Source organism: Streptococcus gordonii, assembly GCF_001553855.1.
Lineage (GTDB): Bacteria > Bacillota > Bacilli > Lactobacillales > Streptococcaceae > Streptococcus > Streptococcus gordonii.
Genome location: NZ_LQWV01000012.1, coordinates 458,237 through 470,560 on the forward strand (window position 1 = coordinate 458,237; position 12,324 = coordinate 470,560).

A 12,324-nucleotide genomic window follows, 5' to 3' on the forward strand; every position below is an offset into this window, starting at 1 on the left:
CCAAATATGGTAAAATGAAATGATGCGAATTCCTGAAGAATAGCAGGAATAAGCCCAAGAAAAGAGCTAGTGGATGCTAAAAAATCGGTGTCCTCTAGCTTATCAAATCAAACGTGAGCTAAGCTCTGGAAATAAAGAACTCATCTCAAATTCTTATTTTCAGTAGCTAAAACTCACATATTCTATGAAAGGAATCAGAGATGAAGATTACTCAAGAAGAAGTAAGTCATGTAGCTAAGCTGTCAAAGTTGGCTTTCTCACCAGAAGAAACAGCTGAGTTTGCAACGACCTTGTCTAAGATTGTCGACATGGTCGAATTGCTCAATGAAGTAGATACAGAGGGTGTGCCTTTCACTTCTAATGTAGCTGCCAATATCAACTATATGCGAGAAGATGTGGCTCAGCCAGGCTGGAATCGGGAAGAGCTTTTCCAAAATGTGCCTGAAAAAGAGCGGGGCTACATCAAAGTGCCTGCCATCCTAGATGACGGAGGAGATGCCTAATGACTTTTAATCACAAGACTATTGAAGAGTTGCATGATTTGCTGGTCAAGAAAGAAATTTCTGCGGTAGAGTTAACTCAGGCAACTTTGGCGGATATTAAAGAACGTGAAGGAGCTGTAGACAGCTTCATTACTGTTAGCGAAGAGGAAGCTTTGGCTCAGGCTGCGGCTCTAGATGCCAAGGGTATTGATGCTGACAATCTCATGAGCGGGATTCCGCTGGCAGTTAAGGACAATATCTCAACCAAGGGGATTTTGACGACGGCTGCCTCTAAAATGCTCTACAACTATAAGCCGATTTTCGATGCGACCAGCGTAGAGAAGCTCTATGGTAAGGATATGATTATCGTTGGGAAGACCAACATGGATGAGTTTGCCATGGGTGGTTCCAGCGAAAACTCCTACTTTAAGACGACTAAGAATGCTTGGGACAGCAGCAAGGTTCCTGGTGGATCATCTGGTGGTTCAGCGACAGCTGTTGCCTCTGGTCAGGTTCGTCTATCACTGGGGTCTGATACGGGTGGTTCTATTCGCCAGCCTGCATCCTTTAACGGTGTAGTCGGCCTCAAGCCAACCTACGGACGAGTTTCTCGTTTTGGTCTCATTGCTTTTGGATCTTCTTTAGACCAGATTGGGCCTTTCTCTCAAACGGTTAAGGAAAATGCACAGCTTCTGAATGTTATTTCTGGTAATGATCCTAAGGATTCTACATCATCACAAGAAGCAGTGCCAGACTTTACCAGCAAGATTGGCCAAGACATCAAGGGAATGAAGATTGCCCTGCCTAAGGAATACATGGGTGAGGGAATTGACAGCAAGGTTAAGGAAACGATTTTAGCAGCTGCGAAGCACTTGGAAAGCTTGGGAGCTATCGTTGAAGAAGTTAGCCTGCCTCATAGCAAGTACGGTGTGGCTGTTTACTATATCATTGCTTCCTCTGAAGCCAGCTCTAACCTGCAACGTTTTGACGGTATTCGCTATGGCTACCGCGCAGAAGGCATTGAAAATCTAGAAGATGTCTATGTCAAATCTCGTAGCGAAGGCTTTGGTGAAGAGGTGAAACGTCGGATCATGCTGGGTACTTTCAGCTTGTCATCTGGTTACTACGATGCTTACTTCAAGAAAGCTGGTCAGGTTCGGACCTTGATTATGCAAGATTTTGCTAAGGTATTTGAAAAATATGACTTGATCTTAGGTCCAACTGCACCAACTGTTGCATATGATTTGGGTAGTCAAAACCAAGATCCAGTGGCCATGTATTTGGCTGACCTTTTGACCATTCCAGTCAATCTGGCTGGCCTACCGGGCATTTCAATTCCAGCTGGTTTTGCAGACGGTCTTCCTGTCGGCTTGCAGTTGATTGGTAACCACTTTGATGAAGCGACTATCTATCAAGCAGCCGCAGCATTTGAAGCGACGACTGACTACCACAAACAGCAGCCAGTTATCTTTGGAGGTGAAAAATAATGAACTTTGAAACAGTTATCGGACTGGAAGTCCATGTTGAATTGAAGACCAATTCAAAGATTTTCTCACCAGCTCCAGCTCACTTCGGTGAAGATCCTAATGCCAACACCAATATCATTGACTGGTCCTTCCCAGGTGTTCTACCAGTTATGAACAAGGGGGTCATTGACTATGGTATCAAGGCTGCTCTGGCCTTGAACATGGATATTCACCAGAAGATGCACTTTGACCGCAAGAATTACTTCTACCCGGACAATCCAAAAGCCTATCAAATTTCTCAGTTTGATGAGCCGATTGGCTACAATGGCTGGATTGAGATTGAGCTAGAAGATGGCACGACCAAGAAAATCCGTATCGAGCGGGCCCACTTGGAAGAAGATGCCGGAAAGAATACCCACGGCAGCGATGGCTACTCTTATGTGGACCTCAACCGCCAAGGAGTACCACTGATTGAGATTGTGTCTGAAGCGGATATGCGCAGTCCAGAAGAAGCTTATGCCTATCTGACTGCCCTCAAGGAAATCATCCAGTACACGGGCATTTCTGATGTTAAGATGGAAGAGGGTTCCATGCGGGTCGACGCCAATATTTCTATCCGTCCTTTCGGTCAGGAAGAATTTGGTACCAAGACTGAGCTGAAAAACCTTAACTCCTTCAACTTTGTCCGTAAGGGTCTAGCATTTGAGGAAAAACGCCAGGCTGAAATCCTACGCAGTGGCGGTCAAATCCGTCAGGAAACCCGTCGTTATGACGAAGCAACTGGCGAAACCCTACTCATGCGGGTCAAGGAAGGTTCAGCGGACTACCGTTACTTCCCAGAGCCTGATCTGCCTATCTTTGAGATTGAGGATGCTTGGATTGAGCAAGTGCGCAGCAGTCTGCCAGCCTTTCCAAAAGATCGCCGGGCTAAGTATGTGGGAGACTACGGTCTGTCTGACTACGATGCTAAGCAGTTGACAGCGACTAAGGCTGTGTCAGACTTCTTTGAAGCAGCTGTTGCGGCAGGCGGTGACGCCAAGGCTATCTCTAACTGGCTCCAAGGAGATGTGGCTCAATACCTCAATGCCGAAGGAAAGACCATCTCTGAAATTGAGCTGACGCCTGAGAACCTGACTGAAATGATTGCTCTGATTTCTGACGGAACGATTTCCTCTAAGATTGCTAAGAAGGTCTTTGTCCATCTAGCTAAAAATGGTGGCTCTGCCAAGGAATATGTGCAAAAAGCTGGTCTGATTCAAATCTCAGACCCTGCCCAGCTTCTGCCAATCATCCAAGAAGTATTTGCTAACAACGAAAAAGCCATCAATGACTATAAGGGCGGTAATAAGAATGCAGCCAAGTCCTTGATCGGTCAGCTCATGAAAGCAACCAAGGGCCAAGCCAACCCGCAAGTAGCACAAAAACTGCTCAATGAAGAGTTGGAAAAACTATAGAAATAAGTAGAAAACCAGTCGTGAGGCTGGTTTTTTGCTTTTTCTTGAAATATCAGATATGATAGAATAGATAAAAATTAAAGGAGTTAGTTATGTCGGAAATTACAATTACGCGTGATACGGGTATGGTTGGTGTTGCTCAAAAAGTAGCGGTATATCTTAATGGTGAACTTGTAGATAAACTTTCAAATAATGAAAGCAAAACTCTGTCATTTGAGGGAGACAGTATTGAGCTACAGGTTGGACAAAGTTTTATGAAGTCTCATAAAATTCAAGTAAAAAATGGCCAAAAGGTACTTGTTAAAGCTTCTGGAATTCGTGTTATGCTAGGAATTCTTGGGACTATCTTAGGCTTACCTTATTTACTTCTTGAAATAGAGGGTTAATATTCCCAAATTGCAGCAGGAGCGGTATTTAAGATTTTCTAAACTATAGAAAAATCAGTCAAAAGTGACTGATTTTTTGTCTCTTCTATGGTTATAACAAATAAAGTGATATGATTAGAAGTATCAAATTTTTAAAATTAAAACTTTTTTTCTGAGATTGTGTTAATCATTTGACAAGAAAAATGAAAAGGCTTACAATTTAGCTAATAATTTATAAAGCGAGGTATGTTTATGGCAAAAATGAAAGCTGCTCGTTGGTATGGCGCTAAAGATGTTCGCATTGAAGAGGTGGATGTACCGGAAGTCAAACCTCATCAGGTCAAGATTGCGGTCAAGTTTACAGGAATCTGTGGTACTGACTTGCATGAATACTTGGATGGACCAATTTTTATTCCGACAGAAACAGAGCATGTCTACTCTGGACAGAAAGCGCCTGTAACCTTGGGACATGAGTTTGCTGGGGAAATTGTTGAGGTTGGAAGTGATGTAACACGGGTCAAAGTTGGCGATCGGGTAACAGTTGAGCCTATTTTAGCTAAGCATAATCTTGTCGGTGATTATAATTTGGACCCTAATCTAAACTTTGTCGGTTTGGCGGCTGATGGTGGTTTTGCCAAATATTGTGTTTTGGATGGAGACATTGTTCACAAAGTTCCAGACAGTCTTAGCTATGAGCAGGCAGCCTTGACAGAGCCTGCTGCTGTGGCAGTTTATGCAGTTCGTCAGTCAGCTCTTAAGACGGGCGATACAGCGGTTGTATTTGGTTTGGGACCAATCGGACTCTTGATTGTAGAGGCTTTGCGGGCGGCCGGTGCCTCTAAGATTTATGGTGTCGAGTTATCTCCAGAGCGCCAAGCAAAAGCAGAGGAGCTTGGGGCCATCATTGTGCGACCAGAAGAAGGCGAAGACGTGGTAGCTGCTATCCAGCGTTTAACGGGTGGTGGAGCAGATGTGTCTTATGAAGTAACTGGGGTGCCAGTTGTGCTGGGACAAGCTTTGGCTTCTGTCCACAAGGCTGGAGAATGTATGGTTGTTTCTATTTGGGAGCGAGAAGCCAGCATTAATCCAAATGAATTTGCCATTCAAGAAAAATCACTCAAGGGTATCATCGCCTATCGGCATATTTTCCCTAAAGTGCTGGAACTGATGGAGCAGGGTTATTTCTCGGCTGACAAGCTTGTGACCAAGAAGATTAAGCTGGAGGATATTGTGCAAGAAGGCTTTATTGAGCTGACTCAGGACAAGGCGCAGATCAAGATTTTGGTGTCTCCTGAATAAAATTTTGCTTAACTATGATATGAAAATCAGTCAAAATTGGCTGATTTTTCTTTACGGTTTTATGCTATAATAAACGAAGTAATAGGAGAGAGATTTAGGATGTCTAAGACAGTAAGAGGGACCATTTATACACTAGTGGCTGGGACAGCTTGGGGTCTGTCTGGAACGAGTGGCCAATATTTAATGGTGCATGGCTTTTCGGCTCTAAGTTTGACCAATTTTCGCTTATTAGTTGCGGGTCTGGCTCTGATGGGGATGGCTTATTTTACTGACCCCAAGTCATTTGGTCAGATTTGGAAGGACAAGCAATCACTTGTCATGATCTTCGTTTTTGCCTTGTTTGGTCTTTTTCTTAATCAATACGCCTATTTGGAGGCTATTCATGAAACAAATGCAGGAACAGCAACTGTACTACAGTATTTATGCCCTGTGGGAATTTTAGCCTACACCTGTATCAAAGACAAGGTCGCCCCAACAGTTTCCGAAGTATGCTCCATGTTTTTAGCGATTGGGGGGACTTTCTTGATTGCCACTCATGGTCAGCTCAATCAGCTTTCTATGACACCAAAAGGATTACTTATTGGTCTCTTTTCGGCCTTTACTTATTCGCTCTATATCCTTTTGCCTATTGATTTGATTAAAAAATGGGGCAGTATGTTGGTCATTGGAATTGGCATGACTATGGCGGGGATTTTGTTATTTCCTTTTAGCGGCCTCATTCAGCATCAATGGCAGTTTCGCCTGGATATTCTCTTTGCCCTGCTCGGTATTATCGTGATTGGAACGATTTTTGCCTACACCGTCTTCTTGAAAGGGACGAGTTTGGTAGGGCCGGTAAAATCAAGTTTACTGGCTTCAATTGAGCCGATTTCTGCTGTTTTCTTTGCCTTTCTAATTATGCATGAACATTTTTATGTCTTGGATTTTCTGGGAATGGCTATGATTTTAGCTGCTGTTATGTTAATTTCCCTAAAAGATTTATTCATTCAAAGAAAAAAAGGAATCTTATAAAGATACAAAAAAAGACGGAGACAGTTGCCTCGGTCTTTTAGTTTGCTGATTTTGCTTTGTTTATTTGGGGACCATTTGCCAGAAGAGATCAATAATATAAGTCAAGCCATAAGTGTAAACAACTAGTGTAAAGGGTTTGCACAGAATGATAATAATCATATAGCGCTTGAAAGTCATCTTGGTCAGAGCAGCCAGCATACAAAGAAAATCTGCGGGGCTGATTGGCCAAATCATCATAAAGATGAAAAAACGATCAAAACGATTGCCTTCATCAAGCCAGCCAATGTATTTGTCGTAAGTTCGCTTGCTGACAACGGATTGAACAAAGGCTGGGCCATAGATTCGAACCAGGTAGAAGATGATAGCGCAACCAATGACGATTCCGATGTAGTTATAGATCGTTCCTACGATATGCCCATAGATAAAGACACCGGCAACTGAGGTTAAAGCTCCAGGAATAATTGGGACCACAGTTTGCAGAATTTGTAAAAAAATAAAGAGTGGGGGTCCCCATATGCCTGCTTGTTGGATGAAAGCAGAGAGTGTTTCTTTTGATTGTAAAACTCCAGCCTGATAAGCCCAGATACAAAAGGCGATAGTCCCAACAGCTCCAATAATAGAAGACCAATTAATAACTTTTTGTAAAAAAGGGGACACAGCCTGTAATTGTCGATTTCTCTCTGACATACTCTCCTCCAATGAAATAAACTAATTCTACTATAGCATGTTTTACGTTTTTTGTAAGCTTTGGGCTGTGAGCGCCCAAAATTCTAAAAGATGATAAAATTATATAAGCAATTGACAATAATCTATAATTGTGCAAAAATTGGAAAGATTACATATATCTAGATTAAAATTTCAGTGTGTCAGGAGGGGCTCTAGTGGAAGAATATTTAAACTTATATCATCAAAAATTGTGGGAGATTGCTTTCGGTCATGTTGAGAAAGTATTTGGCGTTTTTTTCGTCATTTTGTTAGTTCTATCAATTCTTCCTATTTATATTTTTTTTAACTCCTTAGTCAGAAGAAAAAAACTCATTTTAGTTCTTATCTGTATTCCATTTTTAATGTTCATTCTTTGTATAGCTGCCGAGTATGCCTACAGTTATGATAAAATTATGAATCCAGATTCACCATACAACGATTCTTTGATGGTCGCTTCACTAAGGCATGAAACTGTTCTACCGATATTGGAGCATGTAGATGAAATCCCCTTAGATAGTGTCGATGGGAAGCTAAAGAGAGATGATATTTTAGTATTTGCTCTATCTAATCCTACCTATTATGACGCTCTGTTTGCAGATATCGCAAACTCTTTAGCTGGTGAGCAGACGATAGGAAAAGCATTTCTAGTTGCTTTAGTAGGCTATGAAGAGAAAAATGGTGAATGGCAATCTGTTGACATTCGCATTGCCCCGGGTGATGAGGAGAAGGATTTTCAGAAATTTTCTAAGGTGCTTCACATTAAAAAAGATGAAACAGAGGGTGCTACTGGTATTATTTATAAACTTCAAAGCTTTTATGAATTAAAGTTACGAAAAGAAAAAGATGGATACTGGTCTGGCTTATGAGTATGATTTTTAGTCCCATTTTAAAATGAAGCTTCCACTTTTAGGAAGCTATTTTTATTTGCTTGGAAAATAGAAAAGTGAACATTACCTAGCCACTCTAGAAGAAAGAGGACCATGAGTGCCAAAAAGCCCATTTTATGCTATAATAATGAGAATACGAATTTTTGGAGAGAGATGTGGCGATTGAAGATTATATGCCAGACTTTGCGGTTGAGGCAGTTTACGATTTGACAGTAGAGAGTTTGAAAAAACAGGGGATCAAAGCGGTTTTGGTGGATTTGGATAACACCCTGATTGCTTGGAATAATCCTGACGGAACCCCAGAGATGAAGAAGTGGCTCCATGATTTGCGGGACGCGGGTATTCGGATTATCGTAGTGTCCAATAATAACCAAAAACGGGTCAAGCGGGCTGTTGAAAAGTTTGACATTGACTATGTCTACTGGGCCATGAAACCCTTCACTTGGGGCATTGACCGAGCGCTCAAGCTTTTTCATTTTGAAAAAAATGAAGTGGTCATGGTGGGCGATCAGCTCATGACGGATATTCGGGCAGCGCATCGGGCCGGGATTCGCTCGATTTTGGTCAAACCACTGGTTGAGCACGACTCTATCAAGACTCAGATCAATCGGGCGCGTGAACGCCGTGTGCTCAAGAAAATCAATGAAAAATACGGTCCAATTCAATACAAAAAAGGAATTTAAGCATGGAAGAACTTCTCTGTATCGGCTGCGGAGCCACTATTCAGACAGAAGATAAGGGCAAGCTAGGCTACACGCCTCAGTCAGCTCTAGAAAAAGGCTTGGAGACAGGCGAACTCTATTGTCAACGCTGTTTCCGCCTGCGCCATTATAATGAAATCAGCGATGTCCAGCTGACGGATGATGACTTTCTACGGCTTCTGCATGAGGTTGGAGATAGTGATGCCTTGGTCGTCAATGTTGTCGATATTTTTGACTTTAATGGCTCGGTCATCCCTGGCCTGCCTCGCTTTGTTGCTGGAAACGATGTTCTCTTGGTCGGGAATAAAAAGGACATTCTGCCTAAGTCGGTCAAGGATAGCAAGGTGACCCAATGGCTGACGGAGCGGGCTCACGAAGAAGGTCTGCGTCCAGTCGATGTGGTCCTGACCTCTGCTCAGAACAAGCAGGCGATTAAGGACTTGATTGATAAGATTGAGCACAGTCGTAAAGGGCGTGATGTTTATGTGGTCGGCGTGACCAATGTAGGCAAGTCCACTTTGATTAACGCCATTATTCAAGAAATCACGGGCGACAAGGATATTATTACGACTTCGCGCTTCCCGGGAACAACTCTGGATAAAATCGAGATTCCTTTGGCAGATGGCAGTCATATCTATGATACACCGGGTATCATCCATCGTCACCAGATGGCTCACTATCTATCTGCTAAGAATCTCAAATACATCAGTCCAAAGAAGGAAATCAAACCCAAAACCTACCAGCTCAATCCTGAGCAAACGCTCTTTTTGGGTGGTTTAGGCCGTTTCGACTTTGTAGCAGGTGACAAGCAGGGCTTCACAGCTTATTTTGACAATGAGCTTAAGCTCCACCGGACCAAGTTGCAAGGTGCTAGCGAATTTTATGACAAGCATGTCGGCAGTCTCTTAGTACCTCCCGTTGGCAAGGAAAGGGAAGAATTTCCATCCTTGGTCAAGCATGAATTTACCATCAAGGACAAGACAGATATCGTCTTCTCTGGTCTGGGTTGGATTCGCGTCAGTGGTCCTGCCCGAGTAGCTGGCTGGGCGCCGGAGGGTGTGGCGGTTGTCACTCGGAAAGCCATCATTTAATTATTTAAAAAACCAAGGGTGAATAAATCCCCTTAAGATAAGGAAGGAAAAGGCTATGAACAGTGGGGAAAAGCAGGTCCCAACTGTATCAAGCCTTATAGAAGAACATGACACTAACATCAAAACAACGTGCCTTTCTCAACAGTCAGGCACATAGTCTCAAACCTATCATTCAGATTGGGAAAAATGGACTCAATGACCAAATCAAAACCAGCGTCCGTCAAGCACTGGATGCTCGAGAACTGATTAAGGTTACACTTTTGCAGAATACAGATGAGAATATCCACGAGGTTGCTGAGATTCTGGAAGAAGAAATCGGAGTGGATACGGTGCAGAAGATTGGCCGGATCTTGATTCTCTACAAGCAGTCCAGCAAGAAGGAAAATCGCAAACTCTCTGTTAAAGTGAAACAAATTTAAGGAAAAATTTCTGTGGAGATGTCAGCCTATGGCTATTGAATTACTGACCCCCTTTACCAAGGTGGAATTAGAACCAGAAGTTAAAGATAAAAAACGCAAACAGATTGGCATTTTAGGTGGGAATTTCAACCCTGTCCACAATGCTCATTTGGTCGTGGCGGATCAGGTCCGACAACAGTTAGGCTTAGATCAGGTCCTGCTCATGCCAGAGTACGAGCCACCCCATGTAGATAAGAAAGAGACCATTGATGAAAAGCATCGGCTGAAAATGCTGGAGCTGGCTATTGAGGGCATTGAAGGCTTAGGGATTGAAACTATTGAGCTGGAGCGCAAGGGAGTTTCTTACACCTATGACACCATGAAGCTCTTGACAGAGCAGCACCCAGATACAGACTATTACTTTATCATCGGTGCAGATATGGTGGATTATCTGCCCAAGTGGTACCGGATTGATGAGCTGGTTGAACTGGTTCAGTTTGTTGGTGTTCAGCGACCGCGCTACAAGGCGGGGACTTCTTACCCTGTTATCTGGGTGGATGTGCCTCTTATGGATGTTTCTTCCAGTATGGTGCGGGATTTTCTGGCTCAGGGACGGACTCCTAATTTCCTGCTGCCTCAGCCAGTCTTAGACTATATCGAGAAAGAAGGGCTTTACCTATGACCTATGAAAGCTATATCAGCATGAGCCGTGAAGCTTTGCTGGCTAAGATGGAAACTGTTATGCCCGAGAAACGCCTGCGGCATTGTCTGGGTGTGGAAAAGGCTGCTCGTGAATTAGCGGAGCGCTTCGGTCTTGAAGTCGAAAAAGCGGGTCTGGCAGGGCTTCTACACGACTATGCCAAAAAGGTTTCAGATGAGGAATTTCTGGCCTTGATTGACAAATACCAGCTGGATCCGGACTTGAAAAACTGGGGCAATAATGTCTGGCATGGCATGGTGGGTATTTACAAGATTCAGGAAGATTTAGGCATCGAAGATGCTGAGATACTGCGGGCCATTGAAATCCATACAGTGGGGAGTAGCACCATGTCTGAGCTGGACAAGGTGGTCTATGTCGCCGACTATATTGAACACAACCGGGACTTTCCAGGAGTGGACAAGGCCAGAAAGCTGGCTCAGCGGTCGCTCAATCAAGCTGTGGCCTATGAAACCGCAAGGACTGTGGAGCATTTGGCTCACAAAGGGATGCCCATCTATCCGCAGACCTTGGAAACCTACAATGCCTTTGTAGGATATTTGAAGGAAATAAAAGAAAATTAAAGAGGAACTATGAAAGAACAAGAATTATTAGAACTGGTCGTGAAGGCGGCCGATGAAAAGCGTGCAGAAGATATTGTGGCTTTGGACTTGCAAGGTCTGACTACTGTGACAGATTACTTTGTCATCGTCAGCTCTATGAACAGTCGTCAGCTGGATGCGGTCGCTGAAAATATCCGTGAGAAAGCAGCTGCGGCTGGTGTTTCTGCTGGTCATGTTGAGGGAGACGCAGCTGGTGGCTGGGTACTCTTAGACTTGGGAGGCATCGTCGTCCATGTCTTTTCTGAGGAAATGCGGGCGCATTACAATCTGGAAAAGTTGTGGCACGAAGCAACTGGTGTGGATGTTGCGGCCTTATTAGAAGAAAAAAACAAGTGATTTTTTGCCCTTAGGCAGAAATCAGAATACGGCTCAGTCAGCCTGCTGGCTGAGCTGTTTTTGAAAGGAAAAGTATGGCAACTTATGAAACCTTCGCGTCAGTTTACGATGCGATTATGGATGATTCTTTGTATGAGAAGTGGACAGATTTCAGCCTGCGTCATTTTCCCAAGGATAAGAAAAAGCTGCTGGAGCTGGCTTGTGGAACGGGCATTCAGTCCATTTATTTTAAGAAGGCTGGTTTTGAGGTGACGGGGCTGGATCTGAGTCATGAAATGTTGGATTTGGCAGAGAAGCGTAGCAGAGAGGCCGGTTTGGACATTCCCTTTATCCAGGGCAATATGCTGGATTTGAGTGACGTTGGTCAGTTTGATTTGGTGACTTGTTATTCAGACTCGATTTGCTATATGGAGGACGAAGTAGATGTTGGTCAGGTCTTCACTCAAGTTTACCAGCATCTAAATGAGGGTGGTCGCTTTATCTTCGATGTGCACTCGATTTACCAGATTGACGAGGTTTTTCCAGGCTATTCTTATCATGAAAATGCTGAAACATTTGCTATGGTCTGGGATTCTTATGCGGACGAACCGCCTCATTCCATCGTCCATGAGCTGACCTTCTTTGTCCAAGATGAGGATGGGCGCTTCACGCGCCATGATGAGGTGCATGAGGAGCGGACCTATGAGATTCTGACCTATGATATCTTGCTGGAGCAGGCTGGCTTTAAGAATGTCAAGGTTTATGCGGACTTTGAGGATAAGGAGCCAACAGACAAGAGCGCTCGCTGGTTCTTTGTGGCGGAGAAATGA

The 12,324-nt window shown here is 43.6% G+C and carries 15 protein-coding genes; 14 read left to right on the forward strand and 1 reads right to left on the reverse strand.

Going from position 1 to position 12,324, the window contains the following annotated elements; genetic code table 11:
• Positions 1-200 precede the first annotated feature (200 nt).
• The 6 genes from gatC (at position 201) to AWH02_RS05150 (ending at position 6,077) form a co-directional block, all read left to right on the forward strand.
• On the forward strand, positions 201-503 hold the full coding sequence (gene gatC, locus AWH02_RS05125) for an Asp-tRNA(Asn)/Glu-tRNA(Gln) amidotransferase subunit GatC (protein WP_005591696.1): 303 nt from the start codon (positions 201-203) through the stop codon (positions 501-503).
• Positions 503-1,969 carry an Asp-tRNA(Asn)/Glu-tRNA(Gln) amidotransferase subunit GatA gene (gatA, locus tag AWH02_RS05130; protein WP_046165064.1) on the forward strand — a complete coding sequence of 489 codons (1,467 nt, stop codon included), beginning with the start codon at positions 503-505 and terminating at the stop codon, positions 1,967-1,969. Before gatC ends, gatA begins: the two co-directional genes overlap by 1 nt.
• Complete coding sequence (gatB, locus tag AWH02_RS05135) at positions 1,969-3,402, forward strand: Asp-tRNA(Asn)/Glu-tRNA(Gln) amidotransferase subunit GatB (protein ID WP_060553037.1); 1,434 nt, start codon at positions 1,969-1,971, stop codon at positions 3,400-3,402. Before gatA ends, gatB begins: the two co-directional genes overlap by 1 nt.
• A 92-nt stretch (positions 3,403-3,494) precedes the next feature.
• Positions 3,495-3,788 (forward strand): hypothetical protein, encoded by a 294-nt coding sequence (locus AWH02_RS05140; protein WP_045772866.1) that lies wholly within the window; start codon positions 3,495-3,497, stop codon positions 3,786-3,788.
• A 231-nt stretch (positions 3,789-4,019) separates the two neighbouring features.
• Positions 4,020-5,066 carry a 2,3-butanediol dehydrogenase gene (locus AWH02_RS05145; protein ID WP_048778240.1) on the forward strand — a complete coding sequence of 349 codons (1,047 nt, stop codon included), beginning with the start codon at positions 4,020-4,022 and terminating at the stop codon, positions 5,064-5,066.
• Positions 5,067-5,165: 99 nt separating this feature from the next.
• Positions 5,166-6,077 carry a DMT family transporter gene (locus AWH02_RS05150; protein WP_060553036.1) on the forward strand — a complete coding sequence of 304 codons (912 nt, stop codon included), beginning with the start codon at positions 5,166-5,168 and terminating at the stop codon, positions 6,075-6,077.
• A 60-nt stretch (positions 6,078-6,137) separates the two neighbouring features.
• On the opposite strand, the gene AWH02_RS05155 is transcribed toward AWH02_RS05150, so the two are convergent.
• Complete coding sequence (locus AWH02_RS05155; RefSeq protein ID WP_046165068.1) at positions 6,138-6,764, reverse strand: TVP38/TMEM64 family protein; 627 nt, start codon at positions 6,762-6,764, stop codon at positions 6,138-6,140.
• A gap of 194 nt (positions 6,765-6,958) precedes the next feature.
• Here AWH02_RS05155 and AWH02_RS11160 point away from each other — a divergent pair, with 194 nt between their 5' ends.
• The 8 genes from AWH02_RS11160 to AWH02_RS05195 all read left to right on the forward strand — a co-directional run bounded on the left by AWH02_RS11160 (position 6,959) and on the right by AWH02_RS05195 (position 12,324).
• The gene (locus AWH02_RS11160) at positions 6,959-7,648 is read left to right on the forward strand and encodes a hypothetical protein (RefSeq protein WP_223358660.1); all 690 of its coding nucleotides are present in this window, start codon (positions 6,959-6,961) and stop codon (positions 7,646-7,648) included.
• Between the two features lie 176 nt (positions 7,649-7,824).
• Complete coding sequence (locus AWH02_RS05165; RefSeq protein ID WP_060553035.1) at positions 7,825-8,352, forward strand: YqeG family HAD IIIA-type phosphatase; 528 nt, start codon at positions 7,825-7,827, stop codon at positions 8,350-8,352.
• Between the two features lie 2 nt (positions 8,353-8,354).
• Positions 8,355-9,461: a ribosome biogenesis GTPase YqeH gene (gene yqeH, locus AWH02_RS05170; RefSeq protein WP_060553034.1), complete on the forward strand. Its 1,107-nt coding sequence runs from the start codon at positions 8,355-8,357 to the stop codon at positions 9,459-9,461.
• Positions 9,462-9,568: 107 nt separating this feature from the next.
• Positions 9,569-9,880 carry a ribosome assembly RNA-binding protein YhbY gene (yhbY, locus tag AWH02_RS05175; RefSeq protein WP_002896287.1) on the forward strand — a complete coding sequence of 104 codons (312 nt, stop codon included), beginning with the start codon at positions 9,569-9,571 and terminating at the stop codon, positions 9,878-9,880.
• Between the two features lie 28 nt (positions 9,881-9,908).
• Positions 9,909-10,541: a nicotinate-nucleotide adenylyltransferase gene (locus AWH02_RS05180; protein ID WP_060553033.1), complete on the forward strand. Its 633-nt coding sequence runs from the start codon at positions 9,909-9,911 to the stop codon at positions 10,539-10,541.
• A complete protein-coding gene (gene yqeK, locus AWH02_RS05185) occupies positions 10,538-11,140 on the forward strand; it encodes a bis(5'-nucleosyl)-tetraphosphatase (symmetrical) YqeK (protein ID WP_060553032.1) in 603 nt (200 codons plus the stop codon). Before AWH02_RS05180 ends, yqeK begins: the two co-directional genes overlap by 4 nt.
• 9 nt (positions 11,141-11,149) lie before the next feature.
• Positions 11,150-11,515 carry a ribosome silencing factor gene (rsfS, locus tag AWH02_RS05190; RefSeq protein WP_002915774.1) on the forward strand — a complete coding sequence of 122 codons (366 nt, stop codon included), beginning with the start codon at positions 11,150-11,152 and terminating at the stop codon, positions 11,513-11,515.
• A 74-nt stretch (positions 11,516-11,589) separates the two neighbouring features.
• Positions 11,590-12,324 (forward strand): class I SAM-dependent DNA methyltransferase, encoded by a 735-nt coding sequence (locus AWH02_RS05195; protein WP_060553031.1) that lies wholly within the window; start codon positions 11,590-11,592, stop codon positions 12,322-12,324.

What these genes read in the sequence shown, in the direction of transcription:
- AWH02_RS05145 (WP_048778240.1), top strand. Translation starts at nt 4,020, where the DNA reads ATGGCAAAAATGAAAGCTGCTCGTTGGTATGGCGCTAAAGATGTTCGC.
- gatA (WP_046165064.1), top strand. Translation starts at nt 503, where the DNA reads ATGACTTTTAATCACAAGACTATTGAAGAGTTGCATGATTTGCTGGTC.
- yhbY (WP_002896287.1), top strand. Translation starts at nt 9,569, where the DNA reads ATGACACTAACATCAAAACAACGTGCCTTTCTCAACAGTCAGGCACAT.
- AWH02_RS05180 (WP_060553033.1), top strand. Translation starts at nt 9,909, where the DNA reads ATGGCTATTGAATTACTGACCCCCTTTACCAAGGTGGAATTAGAACCA.
- yqeK (WP_060553032.1), top strand. Translation starts at nt 10,538, where the DNA reads ATGACCTATGAAAGCTATATCAGCATGAGCCGTGAAGCTTTGCTGGCT.
- gatC (WP_005591696.1), top strand. Translation starts at nt 201, where the DNA reads ATGAAGATTACTCAAGAAGAAGTAAGTCATGTAGCTAAGCTGTCAAAG.
- AWH02_RS05140 (WP_045772866.1), top strand. Translation starts at nt 3,495, where the DNA reads ATGTCGGAAATTACAATTACGCGTGATACGGGTATGGTTGGTGTTGCT.
- AWH02_RS05155 (WP_046165068.1), bottom strand. Translation starts at nt 6,764, where the DNA reads ATGTCAGAGAGAAATCGACAATTACAGGCTGTGTCCCCTTTTTTACAA.
- AWH02_RS05150 (WP_060553036.1), top strand. Translation starts at nt 5,166, where the DNA reads ATGTCTAAGACAGTAAGAGGGACCATTTATACACTAGTGGCTGGGACA.
- yqeH (WP_060553034.1), top strand. Translation starts at nt 8,355, where the DNA reads ATGGAAGAACTTCTCTGTATCGGCTGCGGAGCCACTATTCAGACAGAA.
- AWH02_RS05195 (WP_060553031.1), top strand. Translation starts at nt 11,590, where the DNA reads ATGGCAACTTATGAAACCTTCGCGTCAGTTTACGATGCGATTATGGAT.
- rsfS (WP_002915774.1), top strand. Translation starts at nt 11,150, where the DNA reads ATGAAAGAACAAGAATTATTAGAACTGGTCGTGAAGGCGGCCGATGAA.
- gatB (WP_060553037.1), top strand. Translation starts at nt 1,969, where the DNA reads ATGAACTTTGAAACAGTTATCGGACTGGAAGTCCATGTTGAATTGAAG.